This is a genomic window from Pokkaliibacter sp. CJK22405 (assembly GCF_046614695.1).
Taxonomy (GTDB): Bacteria; Pseudomonadota; Gammaproteobacteria; order Pseudomonadales; family Balneatricaceae; genus Pokkaliibacter.
This window is the reverse complement of sequence record NZ_JBKKHQ010000019.1, coordinates 38,179-62,737: the sequence shown is the minus strand read 5'-3', so window position 1 is coordinate 62,737 and position 24,559 is coordinate 38,179. Positions and strand designations below refer to the sequence as shown.

Here is a 24,559-nt window from a genome sequence, read left to right as displayed (position 1 = left end):
ATGCCCAATGCCAGATCGCAGGCAATAAAAAACCCGGCCTAAGCCGGGTTGAAAGAGTGAAAAGCCAGAGGACCCGAGGGTTAAAAAAACCCAGGGTTACGGCCCTATCGCTAATGTTTTCAGGCGCTACAGCCCTCAGGGCGTAAGGTTGAACTGCCCTAAAATATTGAGAAGGGTATTCGCAAATTCGCCGCTCTGGCGAAGTTCATCAGGGATGGACTGGTGCATCATGCGGTTTACCTCCGCCAGCCCACGGTCCCGCACTTCTGCGACATTATCCGGCATCTGTTCCAGCATCACCCGGGTCAGGGCAAAGGAGAGCGCCATTGCCTGCTGGTTTTGCGGGTCCATCAGCGTCGCCATGGGGACGGTCGAGAGCAGTTGAACCTGCTCGGCAAGGTTACGCGTCACCATGTCAGCCCGCTGCACGTTCTCAATCATGTGCAACGAAGGCATCAGGCAATCGGGGATAATCTGTGGCGCCTGACGCTGCAGGTTGGCCATGGCGGAATAAGCACGGCTCAGGGTGAAATCATCAGCATCGCGGGTGCGGAACTGCGGCATGATACGACCACCGTCCAGGCCCGCCTCCAACGCCCGCTTTTTAATATCCAACACCTCGTGGAATTGCTGCTCGTTGCACTCGTACTGGAAGTTTTGCACATCCGCCAGCGCATCCGTCAGCTGCGGAGTCAGCTCTTTATCCGGCAGACCACTGACAAGGCCTATCATTGAGTCCAGCGCAGGCTTGTACTGTGGCTGATCGTGCGGCTCCTGTCGGGTGTGATCCAGATTCAGGGATTTAAAATGCTGCAGGATGCTCTGTGCGGTTTGCGCCCGCTGGCCGGGGTCTTCAACGGCGTTGGCGGTTTCCATCGTCTCAAGGAATACCGCGATGCGTTGCTCGATGCTTTCCATGTTGGACATGAAAGGCAACTGCAGTCCGATACGCTGATGCGCAGGTACGCTGCTGTCTTTAAGACTAAGCAGCAGGTCACGCGCGGCGAGCATTTTCTGATCACTGGCCATCGGGATATGCATGATGGCATCGCGCACCTGAGCAAATGCCTTCAATGCCTGCGCGGCAGGCAATTGGCGCAGCTGCGGTGCGACTTCCCCTGCGACCTCAGCGGGAGTCATCTCAGGAGAACGATTCCCCGGCATGGCCATCAGGTTCACCTGATAACCTTTATGGGCAAGCTTCATCAGTGACACCGCTGCATTACCCTGATGCTCGGCAGGTACGTCATTGAAGTCAGAGAGCATCTGTTTGGCAAACTGCGTCACGGTTTGCTGGACATCATTAACCGGGTTACCGCCGCCTGCCGCCAGCATGGCGGCGCCCGCCAGATTGGCATTGTCCTCAATCTCGGGATATTCGCTCATGATCATCAGGCGATGATGAGGCTCAAAATTCTCATTCAGCACACGCGGCAGGTGATTCAGCAGATCCGCATGGGTACGTGGGCTTTCACTGGCAATGCTGACGCCCTCGGCCAGTACTTCTGCAGCCTGGTCCTTAGGCAGTTCAAGAATGGCCCCCGTCAACCCCGGCAGCACCGTACCCAGCTGATTTTTTTGAGCTGCATGATGCAGTGCATTCATCAAAAAGCTGCTGCGTAGTGAGCGCTCATGGCTGGGCGACTCTCCCGGTGGCAGCTCTCTGCCGTCTTTACTGATCTCGGCGGGTTCCGTCGGCAGCTTTTTCAGCGCCGCCATCACCCCCTGCCACTGACGCTGAACCGCAGCCGGATCATTCGCTTGCCCCAGCGTCCCCAGTGAACTCATGGACATCAGCGAGCGGGAGTTCGCCATCGAGGAATCCCCCGGCAAGGAGCGCATGGCGGCCTTGAAGTTATCGCGATCATTCAAATCCTTATGAGTTCTATCATCCAGCGAATGCCCCAGACTCGATGACGCCTTACGCAATGCATTCAGGCTGTCGCTGTCCAGATACTCCCTGGAGGCAATCTTCTGAAATTTATCCAGAGGCAATTCCGCCAGCAGATTAAAGCCCTTGTCCTGCGAGCGTTCATGCTCTGAGGGCTTGAGCTTTTCCATGAGCTGATGCTGCAGTTTGGCCGTTTCTTTGGCCTGCGCGCCCCCGCCGATCAGGCTGTGCTGAGATACCATGGCTTTAAGCAGCAGGCGAAGCTCGGCTTTGTCCTGCGAGGACAACGCCACTGTGTTGGTCATGTGGTCAATAAACTGGGTCAGCGCATGGCGCATCGGGCCGGTCATCGGCTGGGCCTGACTATGCACATAGTGCATGCCATCGAGCTTTTCGCGGTTAGTAATGTGCGCAGAACCTATAAGATCAAACATCTGCTGCGTGCTAAAGCCCGCAGGCTTTTGCTGCACCTGACCCGCCTCATGACCCTGGGTCAGTTGCTGGGCCTGCAGCGCACGGGCGGCAGCCGAATGGATCAACGCACTATTTATATTCGCCATCGTTACCTCAATTCCTGAAGGTCGCGCAAAAAACTCACTACAGCCCGGGCAAAGGCTGTGTCCTTGCTTTCGTTATTATTGCTTTCGTTTTTCTTGAATAGGCTAATCTGCGGCCAGGCGGTCTGAACCGCTTGGCGTCAATACCTGCGTTCACGCATCCTGGCGCGAACCGAATTCACCTACTCGCCCGACAACACGGGCTAAGTATCAGTGATAGCCATTACGGGTTAACACCTGTTGCCTAAGTGTCCAATCGCGTGGAGTAGTTCACTATTTTTGCAAACTTTATTGCGGGGAAAATCACGTCAGCTAAAAACGCTGACAGCCAGTAACCATCGGGGCTGTACCAAAGGGGAGATAAGAAAACGCCGGTCGCTAAGGGCAAGCCTGACCGGCGTCGTAACAAGGCTAAAAATTTCTCTCTGGCTAGTGCACAGCAGTGGCCTGACGCCAGGGTTCCGGGGCGCCTTGCGGAACGTTATCGGGGAGGTTCACCCGCAGCGGCAAGCGTATATGTACCGTTGTGCCCACCCCTTGCCGACCCGCGCTGAGCCAGATCTTACCGCCCAGCACTTCTGTCACCAGATGATGAACAATATGCAGGCCCAGGCCTGTGCCGCCACGGGCGCGGCGTGTGGTAAAGAAGGGGTCAAAGACCCGCTCGTAATCCGCCTCGGGAATCCCGCAGCCGTTATCGGTCACCTGAAGATCCACCTGACCATCCGACATAGGCAGCGCCTTGATCTCCACCGTGCCGTAATCCTTTTTATCAAAGCCGTGCAGCAGTGCGTTGTGGATCAGATTCTGCAACACCTGCCCGAGCGGCCCCGGACAGCTGAACATGGTAATACCGGGAGGCACATTCACCTGCACAATATGGGGCGTGTTCTTCCAGTGCGAATGCATCAGGGAGGTCAGATCCTGCACCAGCTCATCCAGCTGGAACGAGTTCAGGTCGGCATTGGCCCGGTCAGTCGCGACCTGACGGAACTGTCGAATCAGCAAGGCGGCGCGGTTAATGTTGCGATCCGCCATTTCCAGCCCTTCCGATTGCAGGGACAGAAACTGCTCCAGCTCCGAGCGGCGAATACCGCCATCATCCAGATGCTCCTTAATCTCACTGAGCTTGTCAGAAAGCGTATTCACACAGAGCATGGAGGCACCAATGGGGGTGTTCAGCTCATGGGCGACACCGGCAATCATCAGCCCAAGTGAAGAAAGCTTCTCTGCCTGCACCAGCTCTTTTTGGGAGAGCTGCAGTTTCAGCAGTGCTTTGGACAAATCCTCATTCAGCACTTCCAGTTCTTCACCCTTGCGTATATTGCGATAGTTACTGCGCATCAGGAATATTTTCAGCAAGGTAATAGCGCCCAGCAGAATAATTCCGATGGCCAGATAACGTGGCAACAATATCCCGCTCAATACCAGCGGCGCCCGGCTGAGGGAAACCACATACATGGAAGGAACGCTGGAAGACAGAACCCGAGCGTTCCCTTCTGCCGTTATTTCCCGGAAAGTCCATAACCCCTCATCGTTAATAAACTGGCCATTGCCGTTGCGCAGAATCTGCCGCCAGACCGACGGGTTCTCCGTCTGGATCCGCTCATCTTTCATACCCCGCATAAAGCCCCATTCTTTCGCCGGGTCAGACGACACCAGCCAGTAACCATCACCGTTCAGAAGCATGCTGGAGGAGGTTTGGCGCAGGTCATTCAGTATCTGACTGGCATCCAGATTGAGCACCACAATGCCTGAGTCCTGCACGGCATCCGTTGCTTCCGACGTTTCCGGCGTTTCTGCCATGCTTATCTCACTGGCAAAGGCCATGGAGGTACGATCCGTATTTTGGCTGGTTTCAGCATCAGCAGGAACCCGTGTGACCGCGCGCATGGTGGGTCGGTGAGGGTTTTCCACCTCTCCGTTTTCAACGTTCAGATCCAGCGGCGACAGATAGATCCGCCCTTCCGGCATCATCAGCCCTTTGCGCACGTAGTATCGCGTGGCCTTGTTTTGCAGCATGGATTCAGGCCGAGGGCTCACCTCTGCACCGTTTCGGTCAACGCGCACCCTTTCCATACCATCCGGGGTAATCCAGCGTGCCTGCATGTACTGGGGATAGGCCTGCATAAAGTCGGCATACAGCGCCTGCAGTCGGGCCTCACGCAGCTGCGGATCTGCCTCGTCAGTGTCACGAAGAACAGTGCGGGTATTATTCGCCAGGAGTACCGCATCATCAGACAGCCGCCCCAGTTGTGAGCTGATCAGCATGTGATCACGCACGACCTGATCTTCTTCCGTTTGTTCCACCTGCATCAGGCCATTGTGCATGGCGCTTTGATACAGCAGCCAGGCAGCCAGCGGAATGAGCACCCACCAGGGCACCAGATAGCCCCACCAGAGGGGATGCTTTTTCATAAAATCCTGAAGCGAATGCACCCATTGCGGCATGATTACCCCCGCTCTTTTAACCAGGAAATAAAAATCGGCAACGGCATCGCCTTACCGAAATACCAGCCCTGACCGATGTCGCAGCCATGCTCTGTGAGCCAGTTCGCCTGACCCTCGGTTTCAACCCCCTCCGCCACCACAGAAATACCCAGTTGTTTGCCAAGGGACAAAATCATCATCACCAGCGAGCGGCAATGGGAATCGCTTTCCAGGCGCGCCACGAAGGTTTTATCAATTTTCAGATGGTCCGCTGGCAGCTCCAGCAGGTATTCAAGGGAGGAAAACCCCGTGCCAAAGTCATCAATGGCGACCGTGCCGCCTCGCATCCGGTGCCGCTCCAGCAGCTGTCCGACCTGTTGGAAGGATTGCATCATGGCAGTCTCGGTGACTTCCAGACACAGGCGATCGATGGCAATGCCGGCCATCTTGCACTGCTGACGCAGGGTTTCGAGAATGTTGGGCTGCTCCAGCTGACGGGGTGAATAGTTAAGGCTGATCAGTAAATCGTTGTAGCCTTCATAATCCAGCCGTTTGATCGCTTCGCAGGCCATCTCCGACACCAGATTGCCAATGGCATGAATATGGGAAGACTGCTCCGCCAGCGGGATGAAGGTGTCCGGCGGCACCATGCCGTCTTCCGTTGGCCAGCGCAGCAAGGCTTCCGCGCCCACCACTTTGCCGGTTTGCAGGTTGATTTGCGGCTGGAAATGCAGCTCCAGTTTGCGAAGCTCGATGGCATCGTGCAACCGCTGCAGCAGCTCATACCGCTGGGTCGCGCGCCGCTCGATTTCAGGATCAAAGGTTTTAACGCTGCCCAGCCCTTCCTTCTTGGCGAGCTTGAGACTGGCGACGGCATAACGCAGCAGGTCCGCGATTTCCCGGCTTGGCTGGTCCATGGACAGCTCACTGAAGCAGGCCGAGAGATGATAGACATTGCGGTTCACCGTGAAAGGATAATCAAAGACCGCATGGGCCTGAGAGGCACTGACCTGCTTTTCATCCCCCAGAATGGCAAACACATCCGAATGCAGACGCGCCACCATACAAGGCGGCGGAAAAGCCTTTTGTAAACGCTCGGCCACACTCTCCAGCAGCTTATCGCCGAACTTCATGCCAAAGAGGGTATTAAGCGAAGAGAAATCATCCAGATCCAAAAGCACCAGATGGTATTGGCCAGCCTGGCGCAGGCGGTGCAGGGCCTGCATCTTACGCAGCAAGGCGCTCTGATTGGGAATACCCAGCAGGTCATCCTGATAGGCCAGCCGATCCAGCTTGCTGATAAGAGCAACATTGCCAAAGCCTTTGGAGATGTTGGCGGCAAACACCTCCAGCAAATGCAGCTCGGTACTGTCGAGTGGCCGTGGAGTCGAGACATAAATGGCGAAATCCGCCAGCGCTGCGGAGCGTGGAAAAAACACCACTTGCCCACGCTCGGTAGTCAGGAAGGACTGCAACACCATGGCCTTCTCCAACGCGGAGCGCACCTCAGGGTCAGGCAGATTGGCAAGGCTAAAGTTCACGCAGTCCGCATAGCGACCGCTGGCGGCAATGGTGGTGACTTCCCGCAGGGAAATATCCACCAGATCCGAGTTATCCAGATCATGGACATGCTGCGCGCTCCAATTCATGCCCTTCTCTCGGATTTGACGCTCGGCAGCGGTTTTCAAATCTGCCGAGCGTGTCGGTGAAAGCAGCTCTTCCGTGGCTAAGGGTGTGCGCTTGACGCAGACCAGACCTTCATCGGACACACCAATCAGTGTCGCAAGTTCAGCCAGCGCTGCCGAGGCAATATCGGTGAGATTACGAATGCCAAGAAGCCGGTTACTGGACTCAACAATCAGCTGCAGGCCACGTTTGGCGGCCGAGACCAGATGCAGCTGTTCGTAGTTACGAACGGCGCCGGTCAGTAAGGTACGAATTCCGCGGCTGCCAAGATCGGATTTAAGCAGATAGTCAGAGAGGTCATAGTCCTGCATGACCGACTCTACAGGCGCCATGCCCGGCTGGCCGGTGAGCAGAATAAAACGCGTATCCGTCACGCCGAGAATATCGCGCACCGCGCTAATCAGACGAAGGCCCGCATCGTCGGTTTCCATCACCACATCGACCAGTACCACCGCAAACTCTTCGGAGTGGGCCAGCATCGTTGAGGCCTGCGCCATGCTATAGGCCTGAACCAACTCAATGGGTTTGCCGAGAATCTCCATGGATTCCAGGGCAAACGACAGGGACTTCTGAAACTCAGCATCGTCATCCACCGCCAGAACACGCCAGACCGGACTGGGTTTCGGGGTGATGGCGACAGGCTCTATCTCGGGAAGAAAGGCCAACTCATCACTCATTCGCAGAACTCCTGTGGTTAAGGCCGCGCGAAAACAGGAGCAAGCAACTCTCACTCAGGCTTTCGCTAATTAACGTACAAGACAGAGCATCAGAGCGCAGACGAGCGGAGAATTCCTTGTTGGCGCACCCACATTCGTCGTTATCGACCAAGCCATATGCCGTAACAAAAGGGGTATTAAAGAAATAGTCAGGCAAGCAAGGCTTGTCAAAGTGAGGCCGAGGTTTTCAGCTGAAATTTGCGCAAGATCAGCGCAGAGAAAAGAAGCAGATCGGGTGGACTCAAAACGGCAAAGGTAAAAGGGATGGTCTGATTGCCAGACCATCATCCCACGGCTTAAAAAGCGCCCTTAAAAGCCTGTGACACGACCGGCCCCGTGAGTCCGCATCAGGGTGGCGGCCTGTTCGATATCCGGTGAGAGCCAGCGGTCTTCATGGTAGGCCGGAATCCACTCCCGCAGGAAACCATGAGCCCGCGCGGTGCCCTCGCCTTTGCTGTCCGGCAAAAACTCAAAGGCCTGCGCCGCCGCCAGCCATTCGATCGCCAGAATCCGGCGCAGGTTATCAGCCACTTGCAGGGCTTTAAGTGCCGCGCTGGTGCCCATGCTCAGGTGATCTTCCTGCAGCGCTGAGGTCACATAATTATCCGTCACGGCGGGCATCGCCAACCGGCGGTTATCCGCACAGAGTGAGGCCGCGACGTATTGAGTAATCATAAAGCCGGAATTCACACCGCTTTCGGCAATCAGAAAAGCCGGCAGGTTACTGACCAGCGGGTTAACCAGCCGATCAAGACGACGCTCAGCAATGGAGCCAACTTCCGCCATCGCCACCGCCAGTAAATCCGCCGCCATCGACACGCTTTCTCCATGAGGGTTGGCCTGGGAGATGACCTCGTACTGCTCCAGCGTGCCAAGAATGATGGGGTTATCCGACACGCCGCGAAGTTCGCGCTCAACCTGTGCCGTCACATGGGCCAGCTGATCGCGCGCGGCACCATGCACCTGCGGTATCGCCCGCAGGCTCAGTGCATCCTGAGTGCGTGTGCCGGTTTTACGCAGGATGTTTTCACTCTGCCCAAGCAAGGCTCGCAGCCGTTTACCCACCTCGCTGGCGCCGGGATGAAACTTGGCTTCCAGCACCTCCGGTGCAAAGGCCCGCACCTGGCCGCCAAGGGCTTCAAAACTCATGGCACCGGTAACATCCGCCCAGTCCAGCAGGCCACGGGCATCATCAATCGCCAGACAACTAAGCCCGGTCATACAGAGCGTACCGTTTACCAGCGACAGCCCATCCTTGGCGCCTAGTTCAGGTAACGGCAGGATGCCCTCTTCCCAGATGCGCGCTGAGGCCATGCGCTGCCCCTGATACTCCACAAAGCCCTGCCCCACCAGAGGCAGACCAATATGCGCCATATGGGTGAGATAGCCGACCGAACCCTGGCTTGGCACCTCCGGCGTAATCCCAAGGTTAAGAAAGCTCACCAGCGTTTCCACCGCTGCACGGCTAATTCCTGACTTGCCGTGGCTGTAGTTGATGACCGCCGAGCACATGATGGCGCGCACCTGCTCCACCGGCAGCAGCGTGCCCACACCGCAGGCATGGCTTTGAATCGTATTGCGGGAAAGGCGCGCCAGATCGTGCTCATTCAGCACCACATTGCAAAGCGCCCCAAGGCCGGTATTGATGCCATAAGCGCGCTGACCGTCGGCAATAATGCGCTCGACGATAGACCGCGCCGTATCAATACGAAGGAGTGCGGCGTCCGTCAGTGCCACAGCAGCACCGTGGCGCGCGACGGCGACAACGTCCTGACAGGTCACAGGCGCATCACCAATCATGACGGTGACCGGACTTATCGACGAAGAAGCCTGAGCGTTGCCAGTCGCGTGGGGGTGATCAGTCATAAGGCTCTCCATCGATCGTCAAAAGAAGTAGTGAGTGAAAGAAATAAGGCGGTGAGCGTGCGGCGACAAAGCCAGCAGCTCTTGTATAAAGACAACAACACAAGCGCTAGGACAACAAAGCAGGCGCCAAGACAGTCGACCGAAACCAAAAAAGGGCCGACAGATGCGGCCCTTTACGTGTCTCTACGCGGTCGGATACGCCGCTGAAATACGCTTACTGGCCCGCGACGCTGGCATCAATTTTCCTGGCAGCCTCTTCGCTGACCCACTGATGCCAGACTTCCGGGTGCTCTTTCAGGAACAGCCGGGCAACTTCATCGCTTTCCAGCTTTTCATCGCTCATTTTTGCCAGACTCTTGTTCAGAAGATCAATGGGAACATTGACCTTGGAGAGGACGTCCACCAGTTGTGGCGCTTCATCCTGAAAGACCTTGGAGATACCGACCTGAATCTTGATCTCTTTTTCGTCCTCAGGCTTTTCCTTGAGCTGAACCAGATCATATTTGCCAAGCATCGCCGTGGGTGACCAGTAGTAAGTCACGAAGGGTTTACCGCGCTTGTAGCTGGAGGAAATCGCCGCATCCAGCGCCGCGCCGGTACCGGGGCGGAAGTTCACGTAGGTTTTATCCAGACCGTACTCTTCGAGCTTTTCAGAGTTTTCCAGCTCACAGGTCCAACCCGCCGGACAATTGTAGAAGCGGCCTTTGGACTGCTCTTCGGGGTCTTTAAACAGCATTGCGTACTTGTCGAGATCGGCGATGGCCTTGAGATCCGGCGCCTTGGCTTCGATGCCGCGCTCTTTATCACCTTCGACCAGATAACGCGGCACATACCAGCCTTCGGTGGCATTCTTGATGGGCGCGCCCACGCCAATCACGGTGCCGGCTTTAGCAGCCTTGTTCCAGGCTTCACTGCGGCCAATCCACTCTTCGGCAAACACCTGAATATCGTTCTGACCCAGCGCCTGCTCCATGGTGATGGAGTTTCCGGGAATGGCATCGGTCTTACAGCTGTAACCCTTTTCCAGCACTGTGCGCATCAGATCAGTGAGAAGCTCACCGCTTTCCCAGTTGATACCGGCAAACTTGACGGTATTGCCCTGCTCACACCAGGTATCTGCTTGCGCCGTCTGAAAGCCGATGGCCATGCCAAGGGTTGTCAGGCCAAGCGCCAGGGTCTTGAAGGAAGGAATCGAAGGTGCTGCTTTCATAGTTTTCCTCACGGGATAAAGGGTGGGTAAGACTCAGAATCAGCGCAATGCAGACATCATGTCCCGACAGTGGCTTACGCTTTGTAAGCCGCATCAAGAGTGACATCTCGCAGAACGATAGCAGTGCATGACGATGGGTCTGCGCCGCTTTGTTATGCATACCTGTATATACAAGTGAATTTTGATACTAGGAAGAATTTCTCGCAGGTGCAATAACGTTCTGTGAATTGCGCCATCTTTTGTGCAAAAGAATGTAAAAGCGTCGAAATAGCGGCTTTTACCTAGCTCTGAGCGACACCACGCAGCTTTCCCGTGCAGCACCATCGCACCTTTCCCATCAACAGCTTCCAAAAAAAGCGCTGCCGGGTTGAAGCCGGGCAGCGCCAAGGGGTGTTATCAGGTGGCCTGAAAAGGTGGTTAACAGCGCGTTACTTCTTCATCGCCTTCACCAGCATTTCGGTGTTGTAGTGCATCAGTTTGAGATAAGTGGAGGCCGGGCCATCCTCCCCGGAGAGGGATTCCGGATAGAGCTCGCCACCCGACTGAGCGCCCGTGGCGCTGGCAATCTGCTTGACCAGACGCGGATCGTTGGAGTTTTCGAAGAAGTAGGTTTTCACCCCTTCCGCCTGGATCTGTTTGATCAGGCTGGCGACCTCAGCTGCTGAGGCATCGGCATCGGTTGACAGCCCCAGGGGAGAGAGGAAGGTCACACCGTAGGCTTTGGCGTAATAACCAAAGGCATCGTGGCTGGTCAGCACTTTGCGCTGATCCTTGGGAATGTTGGCCAGTTCATCACGAATCCAGCCATCAAGTTTCTGCAACTTGGTGCGATAAGCATCGGCATTGGCTTTAAAGGTGGCGGCATCTTCAGGATCTGCCTTGATCAGCGCGGTCTCGATGGCACCCACCCAGTGCTCAACATTGGGCACCGCATTCCAGACGTGCGGATCAATCACGGTTTCGCCATCTTCATCCATGGTGTGGGTGCTGATGCCTTCTGATACCACCACCGGCGCCTTGGTGCTGCCGGACGCTTTCGCCAGACGTTCAAACCAGTTCTCCAGCCCTTCACCACTGAGGAAGGTAACATCTGCCTCTTTCAACAGACGCGAATCTGCCGGGCTGGGTTCAAACTCGTGCGGATCACCATTGGCCGGAATCAGGTCCGTCACCTCAACAGCATCGCCGCCCACAGCGCGAACCACATCGCCCAGAATCGAGAAACTGGCCACGGCTTTAATATGGGTATCAGCCAATGCCGAGGTGCTGCCAAGCGCAGCCGCGACGGCGACAGCAACCGGTAAGGCGCGGGGGGAGAATAAGCGGGTCATAACATCACTCCGAAGTAGCAGGGAAAAAGTCGCCGGGAAAAGCAGTAACGGACTATCGCAATCAGCATTCCGATGCAGAAAGCCAATCGCCCTCCTCAAGGCAAGCGTGACGGCAAGTAAAGCCGTTGGGGGAAAAGTCGCCGGGCAGGCCCTGCCGGCCCGACAATCAAAGAAAGGAAATACAACGTCGCCGCCATCAGGATGATGCAGGGGCCAGAGGCATAATTAAGGTGATAGGACACCAATAACCCCAGATAACCTGAGAGACAGGCCATCACCACCGCAATGCCAATCATCATCGGCAGCGTGCGTGCCCACAGCCGCGCGATGACCGCAGGCAGAATCATCATGCCGACCGACATGAGGGTGCCGAGGGTTTGAAAGCCCGCCACCAGCGTCAGCACCAGCAGTAACAAAAACAGCAAGTGAAACAGGAATCCGCGGCCGCCCACTGCACGAAGATAGGCCGGGTCAAAACACTCCATCACCAGCGGGCGGTAAATCAGCGCAAAGATGATCAGGGAACCGCTGGTGATCGCCGCGATAAGCTCCAACGCCTGACTATCAATGGCGAGAATGCTGCCAAAAAGAATGTGGAGCAGGTCAAGATTGGAGCCCTTGCCGGAGATCATCAGCACACCCAGAGCAAGGGACACCAGATAGATACTGGCAAAGGCGGCATCTTCCCGCAGCAGGGTCATCCGGCTGATTAGCCCCGACCCCAGCGCGACCACCACACCGGCAAGCAAGGCACCGGCGCCCATCATGGGAAGCGACAAACCGCCCGCGAGCATGTAACCAAAAGCGGCGCCCGGCAGCACCGCATGGCTCAAGGCATCGCCCATCAGGCTCATGCGCCGCAGCATCAACAGCACCCCGACTGGCCCGGCCCCCAGACCAAGGGCCAGCGTGGCAACCAATGCCCGACGCATAAATCCGAACTCGGCAAAAGGAGCAAAACACCATTGGTAGATCAGCTCCAGCAATCCTGGGTGCGCCGCTCCCGTCATCACGACACTGCTCATGCGAAGGCCACCTGCGCCGGCGCCAGCGCCTCTTCTTCCCAACGCTCCGCCTGCTCACGCGATGACTCCACATTCGCCTGTGTCAGCACATCGGCGGTGGCGCCCCAGCCGATCACGCGTCGAGCCAACAACAACGTCTCCGGGAAGTGATCCTGCACCTGCTGATAATCATGCAGCACTGCAATCAGCGTCCTGCCCTCGTGATGCCATTCACGTAACAGGCCCAACAGCATCGAGGAGGTACGCGCATCAATGGCGTTGAAAGGCTCATCCAGCAGAATGACCGGCGCATCCTGCACCAGCAGGCGCGCAAACAAAACGCGCTGAAACTGCCCTGCCGACAGCATGGAAATGCTGCGCTGGCCAAAACCCTCGAGGCCCACTTTAGCCAGCGCCGCATCCGCCAGCTTTCGTACCTGACGCGAGACACCACGAAAAATACCGGTGTGCTGCCAGGCGCCCATCAGCACCGTGTCCATTACTGATAAAGGAAAGCTGCGGTCAATGCCGCTCAACTGCGGCAGATAACCAAACCCCGCAGGTGAGTGATGGGTAAATTGCACCTTGCCGGCAAGAGGTTTTAGCTCCCCCATCAGGGTTTTGAGCAGGGTGGATTTTCCCGCGCCATTGGGGCCAACAATCGCAGTCATCGAACCGGTGGCAAAGACACCCTCCACCTGCTCGATCGCGATGTGACGCTGGTAACCGGCACTGACTTCAGAAAGGGTAATCGCGGTCATGGCAACGCCACCGCCCAGGCAACCAGCCCCCACAACACAGCGAGCGCCAGCAACGCCAAACCCAGCCGCCACAACGCCGACAAACCAAAAAATGAAGACCCTGAACCCATACCGTGACAACCATAACAACATCGAATAATTGTTATGATATAACGTTTTATTCAATGAGAAATGGGATAAATCACGGAGGAAGTGTGGAGGCGCCAACTGTCAGAGCGTGATCAGGTGATGGCCTACAGAACTACGGACATAAAAAAACCCTGACGTTGTCAGGGTTTTGGTCACAATGAAGATTTAGTACACCAGCTCCGGCCAGAACTTGTTGAGCACATACCAAACCGTTGCGAATGTCATGAAGCTGTATATCGAGATAACAAGCCATAAAGCAAGAGCACGATCCCTCTTCGTACTATGACGACGAAAATCCTCTACGGGAATCCAAGGACGTTTTTCAGGCTTCATAGATGGAAAAACCAACACATTCGCATAACTAAGCGCTCTAGCGCCGATACCATCCCAGTTAAGCCATTCAATATTCTCTTCTTTGATTGCTTTTTCGATTCTTGACATACAGAGACGAGAGAAGGCTAACCACGAAAACAGTGTGGAAACCATGGTAATAGTTATTAAGAAGAGAAAAATAAGTTCCATTCAACTACAGGCCTAGTAAATCAAAATGGTGAAGTTTTCTATCATAGATAGAGCCAGAGGCCCAGCTTCCAGCTTTTGAACCGATTTTAGAGCCTAAATAGGCAGCGCCAATTCCCACTCCAATAGCTAAAACCCAACCAACTACAGGGATTGCTACCAAGCCAATAGCCAGACCAGCTGAAACTTCAGCCGCCGCTGTTCCACCAAGAAAACCAAAAGCAAAACTTGTCGTGTTTACAGTAGCAGTGCGTTGCCAGTCTTTGCCACTTTCATAATCACTATAAACCTCAGCAACTTTGAACGATGCATCGGCAATTATCAGACCTTTACCCAGATAATCACTCGCTTGCGCCAAACGACGAAGCTTGATGAGATCACGCGAGTCAGAAATATTCAAAATCCCATCATTCCGATGGCTTTTAGCTAAGTTGACGGCACGCTCTGAATTATTCCAGATGGTCCCTTTGCCCTTAGCCTTGGCTAACTGTGCTTTGAGTTCTACACCGAAATTATCATTAAGTTTTTGCCATTCCCGATGCGCAGTCATTTCCAGTTTGCGCATCACCTGTCTGTCAACCCCTTTCTGCTTGGCATTTCTCACAGCCTTAAGAGCATCCTCATAAGCACCAATCTGCTTGTTAAGTTCAGTATTTCGAGAACCCCATCCTCCAGCGACAGCGCTACTAACATCAACACCATTCTTACGAACACATTGCATGGCAGATTTCAGATGCTCTTCGTAAGCGTTTGCCAGCGCCAGCGCTCCTGCACCGCCCAGCTGTGAGGTCAGAACTGAAATTTTACGGCGTTCATCCTGAGGGATCTGGTTGAATTCCCGCAGTAGTGCTTGCTGCTGAGGATTAGGATCTTGCTGTTGTGTTCTTACCAGAAATGCCAAGCCTTCGGGCACACAGTTATTGCTCCCGATACCGGGGTTGTCGCCCATAAAAGTATGGTAATCGAGAACGGATTCAAAATCGGTGGGGCGAAGAATGCGGGTGTTACCAGCAACGCAGAGCTGTGCCATAGCCTAGTCCTTTAGATACAGTGGTTCATATAATCAGCGCCGTACTCTAAACCCAGAACTCTCAAAACCACACACCAAGTTACATTAAATAACAATTATTGAAACATATGGACGCGCGTGCTTTTTCTTAAGCGGCTTCTGATAAGAAGCCCTGACTGCCGGAAAAAGCAAAAGCCCCAGCGTTTCCGCCAGGGCTTTGTCTGTTTTTAACCCCTTACTCTGCAGCGCGGGCGCGGATCTCGGTCAGGTTGTACTCGCCCATCAGGGTGCCATTTCTAAACACGGTGACCAGGCAGTTATCTCGTTCGCTCACGCTATCGCGGCGGACGGTTTTGAAGTTGCCTTCCTCATCACGGATCAGTGCCAGACGTCCTGCTTTTGAGCGTTTGCCGGGGTCGGTTTTAGGGTCTTTGAACACATCCTGCCAGTACTCGGTGCAGATAGCGGAGGCTTTCATGGCAAAGCGCTGAGTGTCGCGGTTAACTTTTTGCAGCAGTGCCCCGCCCATGCCGAAGGCCACGTTATCAGCACTTAAACCGCGGCGCTTCATGGCTTCAAGAATCGCCTCGATGGATTTTACAGAGACGCCGTCACCCTGAATCAGGCGGACGCAATCGGGCAGTACTTTGTAGCCTTGCAAGTTGGTGCGGTAACCGAAGCTTGCCATCAACCGCTCAATTGCTTGGGGGACGATTTCAACAGGATCGCCAGAGTCAGGGCGCACCACCAGCGTTCCACCCATGGTTTGTACCTGCTCTTTCAGGCTGCCGCCCCAAAGGTTATCGATGGCATTCCAAAGATCGTAGGAATCACTGACCACCGCCACCAGACGCCCTTCCCCGCCAAACTGTTTGAGCATGTTGGCATAGGCTTCAGTTTCGCCATCTCGTCCCCAGCTGGTAATGGTGCTGTGCTCTGCGGCAGGAATGGAGAACCCGGCCATGTCTGCATTGTAGTAACGGCGTGCAGCCATGATGGCAGACAAGGTGTCAGTTCCCTGAAAGCTCACTAAGTGGGCAAGACCGCCGATGGCTGCGGTTTCTTCAGAGCTGGCACCGCGGGCGCCGAAGTCGTGGAGTTTGAAAGGCAGGCCGGAAAGGTCATCGGCAGTCTCTTCCAGATAGCGGGCGATAATCCGGCGGCACGCATTAGATACTGTCGCAACCGTTGTTGGGTACCACACGGCACGCAGCAGTGCAGTCTCGATATAGGAAGTCAGCCAGGCGCATTTAGGATCGGTGTTCACCACCTGCACCAGCACATTGCGGGTCGCGAAACGTGTACCTTCCGGCACCGCTTCAATCTCGATGGGCAGAAAACCTTTGTAGGCTTCCAGAATGTAGTCCCAGCCCTCGCGATTGAATGGCACACCGTGGGCCAGACACACCACTTCGGCCTCGTCGATATCTTCACGGGTGATGGGTTTGCTCAGGTATTCCTTGAGGAAGGCTTGCAGACCGAAGAATACAGTCTCATCGAAAGCGCCACCGCGGGATTCAATATAAGAGGACACGTATTTGGTGCCGACGGGGTACTGCAGGAAGTGAGAGGTTTTGTAAGAGTCAGTATTCAGGATCAGATTACGCATGACGGAACTCCTCCGGTCATCAGTGGGACAGTGCCGGTCTTTCCAGCGTCCCGGTATGTCGATGTTGCCCGCCTTGGCCAAGTAACTATCGACGCGGATTCTTGGGTTGCTGCAGGTTCCCTGCCTCAACCGCGGAAACATAGTGGCTTAGAGCCACTTAAATAACAAGCACTTTTTTCAGATTTTTTTAACGTGCGTCTAATCCACAGGCGTAAGGCCGCAACGCGCCTGTTGCGGTGCTTACTTCGGCATAAAAAAAGGGCGTTAAAACGCCCCGAGCAGATCCTTGATAATAAAGTAATGGTCTTCAAACATGCGCTGCGGGTCCAGCTCGCCAAGCGGCATCCAGAACGCTCGCGCCGCATCATCAGAGCCTTTCACTTTTGGCAGCGTGGGCTGGCGCTCCAGTTCGATATAAAACGCCTGAGTGATAGTCCGCCCACGGGCAGAGCGATGAGGGTCGTCATAGACCTTGGAGCGCCGAATGGAGCCTTTCAGCACCGGCATGGGCACTTTAAGACGCGTTTCTTCGCGAAGTTCACGCAGGCAGGCATCCAGCATGCTTTCATTCTGGTTCACAAAACCGCCCGGTAACGCCAGCAAACCTTTGCCGGGACGTGCTCGCCGCTCAACAAGCAACACATGGCCCGACTGCACAATCACGCTATCCACCGTGACAAAGGTCGGCGCATAAGGCGCCGCCGCCCAGCGCTGGCGATAGTGCTCAACAAAAGCGATCTCTTCGCGGATATCGACAAAGGCCGGTTCGGACTTTGTCCACTGGCTCAGCCAGTCAGCAACCGGGCGGGGAAGCACCTCTGTGCTGGTAAGGCTGGCAAGGTAATCATCAAGCGCATCAGCGGCGGCGAAGAGCCCTTCTCGAAGCGGTGTGGCACTAATACCGCGCTCATTCGGCACCTGAATGCTCGACCACTGCGGAAACAGGCTTAAGTAAAAGCCGGAGTTGTCTTTCTCATGACCGATCAGCGCCACCCGCGGCGTGCGGTGTGGCACTGTGTGATGAGAGGTGACCAGCCCCGCGACAGTGGCCTGCACGTTCTGCACCCAGGCCTCATCGTTATAGGGAATATCCATTAGCGGGGCGAACAGTACCCGCGGTTGCAGCGCCGCCGGAAGACAGGCGCGAATCATTTGTTCACGCTCGTGGTGCTGCCACGGATTACGCGGATTGCGCGGCTGCCAGGCCGAGCCAATCAGCACGATCATCTGTTCCGCCTGCTTAAGCCCGGCTTCGATGATCTTTAAGTGACCGGCATGAAAAGGTTGGAAGCGGCCAATAAAAACCGCAAAATCGTGATCGTATGTCATGGTAGCAAGCTCCTTGCTGTCGTTGCCCGCCGTGGTCTTTCCTCAGCGGTGTCATCGCGAAGCCTTTAATGAGGCTGAACGCCATATTAATCAATTAATTGGCTTAAAGCCACTATATTGAGATTTCAACAGTGACTGACCGCACACCGGATACCCAGCAAAGCGAAGCCGACTACCTCGCCCAGTACAATATTCATGACTATGACCTGCCGCTGACTTCCGTGGATCTGGCTATTTTCACCCTGTTGCACGGCGAGCTTCAGGTACTGCTGGTGGAACGCGACAGCTTTCCTGCGCGTGGTCAGTGGGCATTGCCCGGTGGTTTTGTCGATATTCAGCAGGACCTCTCACTGGAAGCCACGGCCATTCGCAAGTTGCAGGAAAAAACCGGGGTGGCGACGCCTTATGTCGAGCAGGTGCTGACCACCGGCTCGCCCGAGCGTGACCCGCGCGGCTGGTCCATCACCGTGCTTTATATGGCGCTGATTGCCCACGCCCCGACGCAAAGTCATGTGCAAGGTATCAGGGATGCGCGCTGGATTCCCTGGGCGGAGGCGCAGCAACTGCCGCTGGCGTTCGACCATAGCGCACTGCTGATGGCGGCGCGGGAGCGGCTGCAATCCAAAACCGCCTACACCGCCCTGCCCCTGCATGTGCTGAATGCGCCCTTTACCCTTTCCGAATTACAGCGCGCCTTTGAAACCCTGCTGGATGCGCCGCTTGAGAAGAAATCCTTCCGCCGCCGCATGGAAGAAGCCGGTTTGCTGGAAGCCGTCGATGCTGACCCTCAGCGCAGCGGCAAAGGCCGACCAGCGGCGCTCTTCAAACCCAAAACTGCCGCCGGCGATTTTGTGTTTAGCCGTATCCTTGGACAAACCCGAGAGGGTTAACGGATATTTTCACGCTCCCATCCTGCTCGGGCAGTCTCCAGAAACGCCCGTGCCGCGCCGCCACTTTCCTCTTTACGGCTGATGAGCAGCAGTTCGGCTTGTTGGGGTAAATCCTCAAGGGGGCGGTAAGCAAGGCCCGGCAGGCGCACTTGCGCCAGCGGTTCCGGGACCAGCGCGACGCCCATGCCTGAGGCGACCAGTGCCAGCACGCTTAAGGTGCTGTGCATGTGATGGACTTTGGGCTCGTGCCCTAAGGCGCGGCGCACGCCTGCCAGTAGCTGATCATCTGCTTCATGGGCGGCATAGATAATCAGCGCTTCGGATTTCAGCATCGACATGCGTAATGAAGGCGCCTGCGCAAGGGGATGGCTGTCCGGCACCACCAGCAGAAAAGGCCATGTGCCAATGCGCTCATAGTGCAGGGCATCTTCACTCATCGCCCCTGCGTGGTCGGGGGCATAGCCAATATCGAGGCGACCTGCCTGAATCTCCTCCACTTGTGCGCTGGGGGCAAGCTCTCGCAACTCCACTTCTGCATCAGGGAAGGCGGCATGAAAGGCGCGCACATCGGCCATTAAGCGGCCACTGAACACGGCATTGCCCGCAAAGCCGATCCGCACTGTGCCGGTTTCTCCGCGTAATAACCGCTCCACCGTTCGCTGGGTATGGGCGGCCTGAGCCAGTATGCGCTCGGCTTCATGGCGCAGAAGTTTGCCCGCTTCAGTCAGTTCGACCCGGCGGCTGGTGCGAATAAACAGCGGCCCGCCGAGTTTTTCCTCAAAGGCGCGTATCTGCATGCTGAGGGCCGATTGCACGATATGCAGGCGCTCGGCCGCGCGGCCAAAGTGCCCCTCTTGCGCAACCGCGAGAAAGTAACGCAGATGGCGTAGCTCCATAACTTCCACCTTTCATTTTTACTGATCAATCAGTCAGATCAATCTATTGGCGTTAAGAATAGCGCAACACGATACTGATATGCCCTCTCACATGAAAGAGCATGTCATGAATACTTATCTTGAAGATCGCCTGCAGATTAGTGACCTGATGACCGGCTGGATTCATCGGGACCTTGGGCAATGGCAGGAGTTAGCCGGGCTGTTTCACCCCGATGGTGTTATCGAGGTGACCTGGTATGAAGGCTCGTTCAGCGGTTTTATTGAAGGTTCCAAGCGCATGGGCGCCTCAGACCTTGCCACCAAACATCTTATCGGTACACCCGTTGTCACCTTCAACGGTGAGCGGGCCATTGTCGAGACCAATGCCGTTATCATCGCCCAGAATAAGCGTCTGAATCTGGGTTGCAGCGTGCATAACCGTTTTTATGATCTGGCAGAAAAACGCGATGGTCAGTGGAAGCTGGTCAAGCGTCAGAGCATTTATGACCTGGGCACTTTTAACTTCCCCGCTGGCCCGCAGGACATCGACGCAGAAGTGTTGCAGAAGTATCCCTTCGAGTACGCCTCGCTGGCGTATCTGCTGGAGAAAAGTGGCTTCCCCCTTGGTCGCGTTTTCGCCACCCGTGGCAGCGAGCTGGAAGTGGCGATGCGCCGCGATGCCCTCATTTGGCTGAACGCATAAGCCTGGCTGCACGAATAAGTCTGGCAGTACGCATAACGCGCGTATTGCCCTTCTCCTACGATAAAAAAAGGACGCCGAGGCGCCCTTTTCTTTTTGCGATAGAGCTCACCAGTAATCGACTGCTACCGGCAAACCAGATGCTCAAGGGAAATAGTTATCACTGAGCTGTACCGCTTTCTGAGTATTTTTCGAGAATCCTGGCGACCTGATCAATCACCGGCTGGGCCTCAACATCTTTCAGTGCTTCGGACTTAGCCCAGCTCTGTTGATGCTGTTGGTAATCCGTCGCCTTGAGCCAGTGCGCCACTTCCTCATCCGTCAGAGTGCGCACCTTGGTGCCCCCGGCTTCCAGCTGTTTGACCATGTTGGTGTAGGAGGTATCCATCACCTGTCCGAGCTGCTGGTAAGAGGTCTCAGCTGCGCGCTGAAAAGCGGCCTGATCTTCCTGCGGGAGTGTCTCCCAGACCTTCTCGTTAATGCCGACAATATAAAGATGACCCAACCACAGCCTGGGTGATACCAGTGCATAGGGCGCGGCCTGATTGAGCTTGAGGTTATAGGCGCTGTCGATGTTTACGAAAATACCATCCAGCGCGCCATTGCCGAGGGCATCAAAGATTTCCGGCCCCCAATGCATTTTGACCGGTTGAGCACCGGCGCTTTTGAGAAAATCCAAATGCCAGAAGCTCGCTGAACGCCACTTCTGCCCTTCAATATCGCCGATGGATTGCAGAGGCCTGGTGCCGAAGAAGCCAGAGGGATAGCCTGTGGCAAGAAATACCTCGCGTATATTGTTGCTCGCCAGTTCTTGATTAAAGGCAGGCACTTCTCGATACACTTCCCGGAAAAAATCGACCTGCCTTGCGCCGGATGGCCCCACGGGGAAACCTTTAAAAATCTGGTGTAGCGGCAAGTCATTGGCTTTATATTCCGGGACGATCACGCTCAAGTCGGTCTTGCCTGAGCGCAATGTCGGCAAGGCATCATAGGCAATCGCCAGCTCGCCATCCCAATGACGCTCAATCTTCAGGCGCCCTTCTGACTCCCGCTCAACGGCCGGAAAAAACACCTCATCCAGAAAGCGGGTGCGCATGCCATCCAGCGGCTGGTGATCACTAAAGGTCAGCACGGTGGTGGCTTGCGCCTGGCCGAGCAGCAGTGCGCCGACAGCAGCAACCAGCGCCTGACGGCCGCGTTTCAGGGAAAGGTGAAAGCGTGGCGTATCTTTGCCCGCCGTGTGGTGGAATCTCATCGGTTTCTCCTTCGCTCAGGGTTTCGTTTTTACTGTGGGGAATCGGTATCACTTAAGAGACGACTTATCGCCCTCAGCCTGATTCTGATAATCGCTAAAAATGCCTGAGACCTGCTCAAGCACAGTGTTGGCGTCGCTACCTTTCAGTGCAGCAGACGTTGCCCATTCCTGCTGGTGCTGCTGATAGTTTGAGGCCTGCATCCACTGGGAAAGCTCGGCATCGCTCAGGGTATGAACGGTTGCCCCATCGGCTTTAAAAGACGCGATCATGCGGGTGTACGCCTCATCAAGACGCTGACCGTATTGCGGGTAGGAAGACGCCGCCGCCCGTGTGAATGCTGCCTGATCCTCGGCGCTTAATGCCTCCCAGGACGTTTCATTCATCGCGATGATGTACAGGTGATCCATCCAGAGTCGGGGCGAGGCCAGCACATAGGGCGCGGCTTTTTGCAGACTGAGCTTTTTGGCACTGTCGATATTGACGAAAATCCCCGAGAGCGAGCCCTTCTCAAGCGCAGCGGCGATATCCGGCCCCCAGCGCACCTTTGTCGGCGTGGCACCGGCACTTGTCAAAAAGCTGGCGTGCCAAAAACTCGAGGTGCGCCAGCTTCTCCCGGCGATGTCACGGATGTTGTCCTGAGGCTGGGCGGCAAAAAACGCCGCCGGATATCCCGGTGCCAGAAAGATCTCATGCAGGTGCTGCTTGCCAAGCTCAGCGTTAAACGCAGGCACGCTCTGATAAACCTGCCGGTAGAAAGCCACTTCTTTGGCACCTGCTGGTCCGACCGGAAAGCTCTGAAAAATCTGGTTGAGGGGCAGCGACTTCGCTTCATATTCCGGCGCGACAACACCAAGATCACTTTTGCCGGCAGCCAGGGAGGCCAATGCATTGAAGGCCACATCGCGCCCGCCATTCCAGTGACGCTCAATCTTCAGGCGCCCTTCGGACTCACGCTCAACCGCCGGAAAGAACACCTCCTCGAGAAACCGCGTGCGCATTTCATCCACGGGTTTGGCATCCACGTAGGTCAGCACCGTGGCCGCCTGAGACTGGCTAACCAACAAAGCAGCCGTCACCGCCAGTAGTGCCTGATGTGTTCGTTTCAGTGAAAGGTTAAAGCGTGGCATCCGGTTTCTCCTGCGCACATGTTCAGTACTGCCCGCTGATGGCTGGGCGGCGTGGGGGAATGCAGGAAAACATGCCACAGGCTTTTAAGTAAATGAACATTCATTTACTTAAAACTTCATGACACCGGATGACAGGCAAGGCAAAGCGACCTCAGAGTCAGCTCAATGCAAGGTGCGAAGAGCGCACGCTGGAGTTACCTGGAAATGGCCTTCCAGGCCAGTTGGAATGCGGCATCAACTTCCTGCGCCGAAGGCCGGAAACCTTTATTCAGACGCGAGCGGGCAAGAAAAACAGGAGGTGCCAGCACAAAGGACAGCAGCATCGCCTTCGGACAATCAACAATTTCCCCTGCGGCAATAGCACGGTCCAGCGCCTGATGAAGCGGCTGATATGGCGCTTCCAGTAGCGCAGTGTCGATCAGTTTGATGTAGGGCGAATAGGTGAACTGGTCAATAAAGCGGTACTTCTCCCCTTCGCTGTGTACGAAGGTATAAAGCCGCGACCAGAATCCTTCGAGGCTGGTTTTGATGGGCAGGCTGGCGTCGAATTCAGCCATGAGCTGCTGCGCCATAGCCGCTTTGATTTCCATAAAGGTCGAGACCAGCAGCTCTTCCTTGTTCTTCATATAGATGTAGAGCGTCGCGGGCGACACACCGGCTCGCTTGGCGATCTTCTGGATTGAACTGGTCGCGAAGCCATCTTCATTGACGACTTCTAACGTTGCCTGACGCAGGGCAACAACCTTATTCAAATCACGGGGACGCATGGCGGTTCTCGATGGGAGCAATATCTGCTCGGGCTTAACAACGAGGCGCCATGATAACAAAAGTTCCCCTTATGCTCATTGTTGGCAGAGAACAAAACGACGGCGACAGGCTCAGTCAATCACCTTGCTATACAGCACCTTGCCATCGTCCTGTACCTGCAGGGTGTTGCCATCCAGCATCAGGGAACCCTGAGCCTGTCGGGCGAGATACCATTCTGCACGCACCCATTTCATGCCGAGATTCGGCCAGAGCACTTCGTCCATCAGCACCAAATCAAGAGAGCACGTAGCGCCACAATTGCTCTGATACAGCCGGTAGGTGTGCTTATCCACGCGGACTTCACTGAGCAGTACTCTCACTGAGGCTTTACTGTCCTGAGCCACCGCATCCCCCTCAGTCCAGGCGAACCACGCCATAAAACTGCTGGGGAAAACGAAGCTGGTCAGCGACAGGAAAAACAGCATTACCCGCAGAGGCTGGCCACGCAGCAGGCAAGCGGTGGCGAAAGCACTTAACGGAAGCAGCATAATCCAGATGGCAAAGGCCCGGTAATTCCAGGATGCCATCAAAAAGCGTGGTAGGTAAGCCCCGTCGCACATAGCGAACAACAGCGTCACCACCATAAAGACAAAAAAGCCAAAGGCGATATTTCGCCAGCGGGACGATGGCGCTTTTAGCGGAGGTTTGGCTGCAGCGGTGGAGGCTGCGGGAGAGTCAGTCGGCATACTTATCCTTCCATGGACAGCCTGGCGATATTCAGGAAACAGTCGCCAGTACAGGGAAGCGCAGACTAAAGAAGCCCGGACTTACACGCAAGCAAGCCAAGGCAGACAGCACGCATGCCATGCCCGGCAGCGCACAAAAAAGCCCGGCAGCCAAGCCGGGCTTTGACGATA

18 protein-coding genes and 1 pseudogene are annotated in these 24,559 nt (G+C 55.6%); 2 read left to right on the top strand and 17 right to left on the bottom strand.

Annotated features, from left to right (window positions below; all coding sequences use genetic code 11):
- Positions 1–135: 135 nt before the first annotated feature.
- From ACKC9G_RS14320 to ACKC9G_RS14265, 12 genes and pseudogenes are all read right to left on the bottom strand, one after another.
- On the bottom strand, positions 136–2,451 hold the full coding sequence (locus ACKC9G_RS14320; protein ID WP_411406552.1) for a hypothetical protein: 2,316 nt from the start codon (positions 2,449–2,451) through the stop codon (positions 136–138).
- Positions 2,452–2,877: 426 nt separating this feature from the next.
- Positions 2,878–4,866, bottom strand: coding sequence for a sensor histidine kinase (locus tag ACKC9G_RS14315; RefSeq protein ID WP_411406550.1), 1,989 nt, complete (start codon positions 4,864–4,866; stop codon positions 2,878–2,880).
- Positions 4,867–4,901: 35 nt separating this feature from the next.
- On the bottom strand, positions 4,902–7,241 hold the full coding sequence (locus ACKC9G_RS14310; protein ID WP_411406548.1) for an EAL domain-containing protein: 2,340 nt from the start codon (positions 7,239–7,241) through the stop codon (positions 4,902–4,904).
- 348 nt (positions 7,242–7,589) lie between these two features.
- On the bottom strand, positions 7,590–9,146 hold the full coding sequence (gene hutH / locus ACKC9G_RS14305) for an HAL/PAL/TAL family ammonia-lyase (RefSeq protein ID WP_411406546.1): 1,557 nt from the start codon (positions 9,144–9,146) through the stop codon (positions 7,590–7,592).
- Positions 9,147–9,360: 214 nt separating this feature from the next.
- Entirely contained in the window at positions 9,361–10,356 is a 996-nt protein-coding gene (locus ACKC9G_RS14300; protein WP_411406544.1) for an ABC transporter substrate-binding protein, read from the bottom strand.
- Positions 10,357–10,784: 428 nt separating this feature from the next.
- Positions 10,785–11,687, bottom strand: coding sequence for a metal ABC transporter solute-binding protein, Zn/Mn family (locus ACKC9G_RS14295; protein WP_411406542.1), 903 nt, complete (start codon positions 11,685–11,687; stop codon positions 10,785–10,787).
- Between the two features lie 95 nt (positions 11,688–11,782).
- Entirely contained in the window at positions 11,783–12,712 is a 930-nt protein-coding gene (locus ACKC9G_RS14290; protein WP_411406540.1) for a metal ABC transporter permease, read from the bottom strand.
- Positions 12,709–13,452: a metal ABC transporter ATP-binding protein gene (locus tag ACKC9G_RS14285; RefSeq protein ID WP_411406538.1), complete on the bottom strand. Its 744-nt coding sequence runs from the start codon at positions 13,450–13,452 to the stop codon at positions 12,709–12,711. The genes ACKC9G_RS14290 and ACKC9G_RS14285 overlap by 4 nt, the downstream gene beginning before the upstream one ends.
- Before the next feature lie 294 nt (positions 13,453–13,746).
- Positions 13,747–14,103, bottom strand: a complete 357-nt coding sequence (locus tag ACKC9G_RS14280) for a hypothetical protein (RefSeq protein ID WP_411406536.1) — start codon at positions 14,101–14,103, stop codon at positions 13,747–13,749.
- 4 nt (positions 14,104–14,107) lie between these two features.
- Positions 14,108–15,130 (bottom strand): hypothetical protein, encoded by a 1,023-nt coding sequence (locus ACKC9G_RS14275; RefSeq protein ID WP_411406534.1) that lies wholly within the window; start codon positions 15,128–15,130, stop codon positions 14,108–14,110.
- 214 nt (positions 15,131–15,344) lie between these two features.
- A complete protein-coding gene (locus ACKC9G_RS14270) occupies positions 15,345–16,718 on the bottom strand; it encodes a nicotinate phosphoribosyltransferase (RefSeq protein WP_411406532.1) in 1,374 nt (457 codons plus the stop codon).
- Between the two features lie 264 nt (positions 16,719–16,982).
- Positions 16,983–18,053: pseudogene (locus ACKC9G_RS14265) on the bottom strand (bifunctional nicotinamide-nucleotide adenylyltransferase/Nudix hydroxylase); the annotation flags it as partial.
- Between the two features lie 125 nt (positions 18,054–18,178).
- Here ACKC9G_RS14265 and ACKC9G_RS14260 point away from each other — a divergent pair.
- Entirely contained in the window at positions 18,179–18,937 is a 759-nt protein-coding gene (locus ACKC9G_RS14260; RefSeq protein WP_411406530.1) for an NUDIX hydrolase, read from the top strand.
- Here ACKC9G_RS14260 and ACKC9G_RS14255 read toward each other — a convergent pair.
- Positions 18,934–19,833 (bottom strand): LysR substrate-binding domain-containing protein, encoded by a 900-nt coding sequence (locus ACKC9G_RS14255; protein WP_411406528.1) that lies wholly within the window; start codon positions 19,831–19,833, stop codon positions 18,934–18,936. The genes ACKC9G_RS14260 and ACKC9G_RS14255 overlap by 4 nt on opposite strands.
- Positions 19,834–19,939: 106 nt before the next feature.
- Between ACKC9G_RS14255 and ACKC9G_RS14250 the strand changes: the two genes are divergently transcribed.
- Entirely contained in the window at positions 19,940–20,515 is a 576-nt protein-coding gene (locus ACKC9G_RS14250) for a nuclear transport factor 2 family protein (RefSeq protein WP_411406526.1), read from the top strand.
- Positions 20,516–20,672: 157 nt separating this feature from the next.
- Here the strand turns inward: ACKC9G_RS14250 and dctP (ACKC9G_RS14245) are convergent, their stop codons facing one another.
- From dctP (ACKC9G_RS14245) to ACKC9G_RS14230, 4 genes are all read right to left on the bottom strand, one after another.
- On the bottom strand, positions 20,673–21,767 hold the full coding sequence (gene dctP, locus ACKC9G_RS14245) for a TRAP transporter substrate-binding protein DctP (protein WP_411406524.1): 1,095 nt from the start codon (positions 21,765–21,767) through the stop codon (positions 20,673–20,675).
- A gap of 48 nt (positions 21,768–21,815) precedes the next feature.
- Positions 21,816–22,895 (bottom strand): TRAP transporter substrate-binding protein DctP, encoded by a 1,080-nt coding sequence (dctP, locus tag ACKC9G_RS14240; RefSeq protein WP_411406522.1) that lies wholly within the window; start codon positions 22,893–22,895, stop codon positions 21,816–21,818.
- A 194-nt stretch (positions 22,896–23,089) separates the two neighbouring features.
- A complete protein-coding gene (locus ACKC9G_RS14235; RefSeq protein ID WP_411406520.1) occupies positions 23,090–23,662 on the bottom strand; it encodes a TetR/AcrR family transcriptional regulator in 573 nt (190 codons plus the stop codon).
- Between the two features lie 111 nt (positions 23,663–23,773).
- The gene (locus ACKC9G_RS14230) at positions 23,774–24,388 is read right to left on the bottom strand and encodes a hypothetical protein (RefSeq protein WP_411406518.1); all 615 of its coding nucleotides are present in this window, start codon (positions 24,386–24,388) and stop codon (positions 23,774–23,776) included.
- Positions 24,389–24,559: the final 171 nt, after the last annotated feature.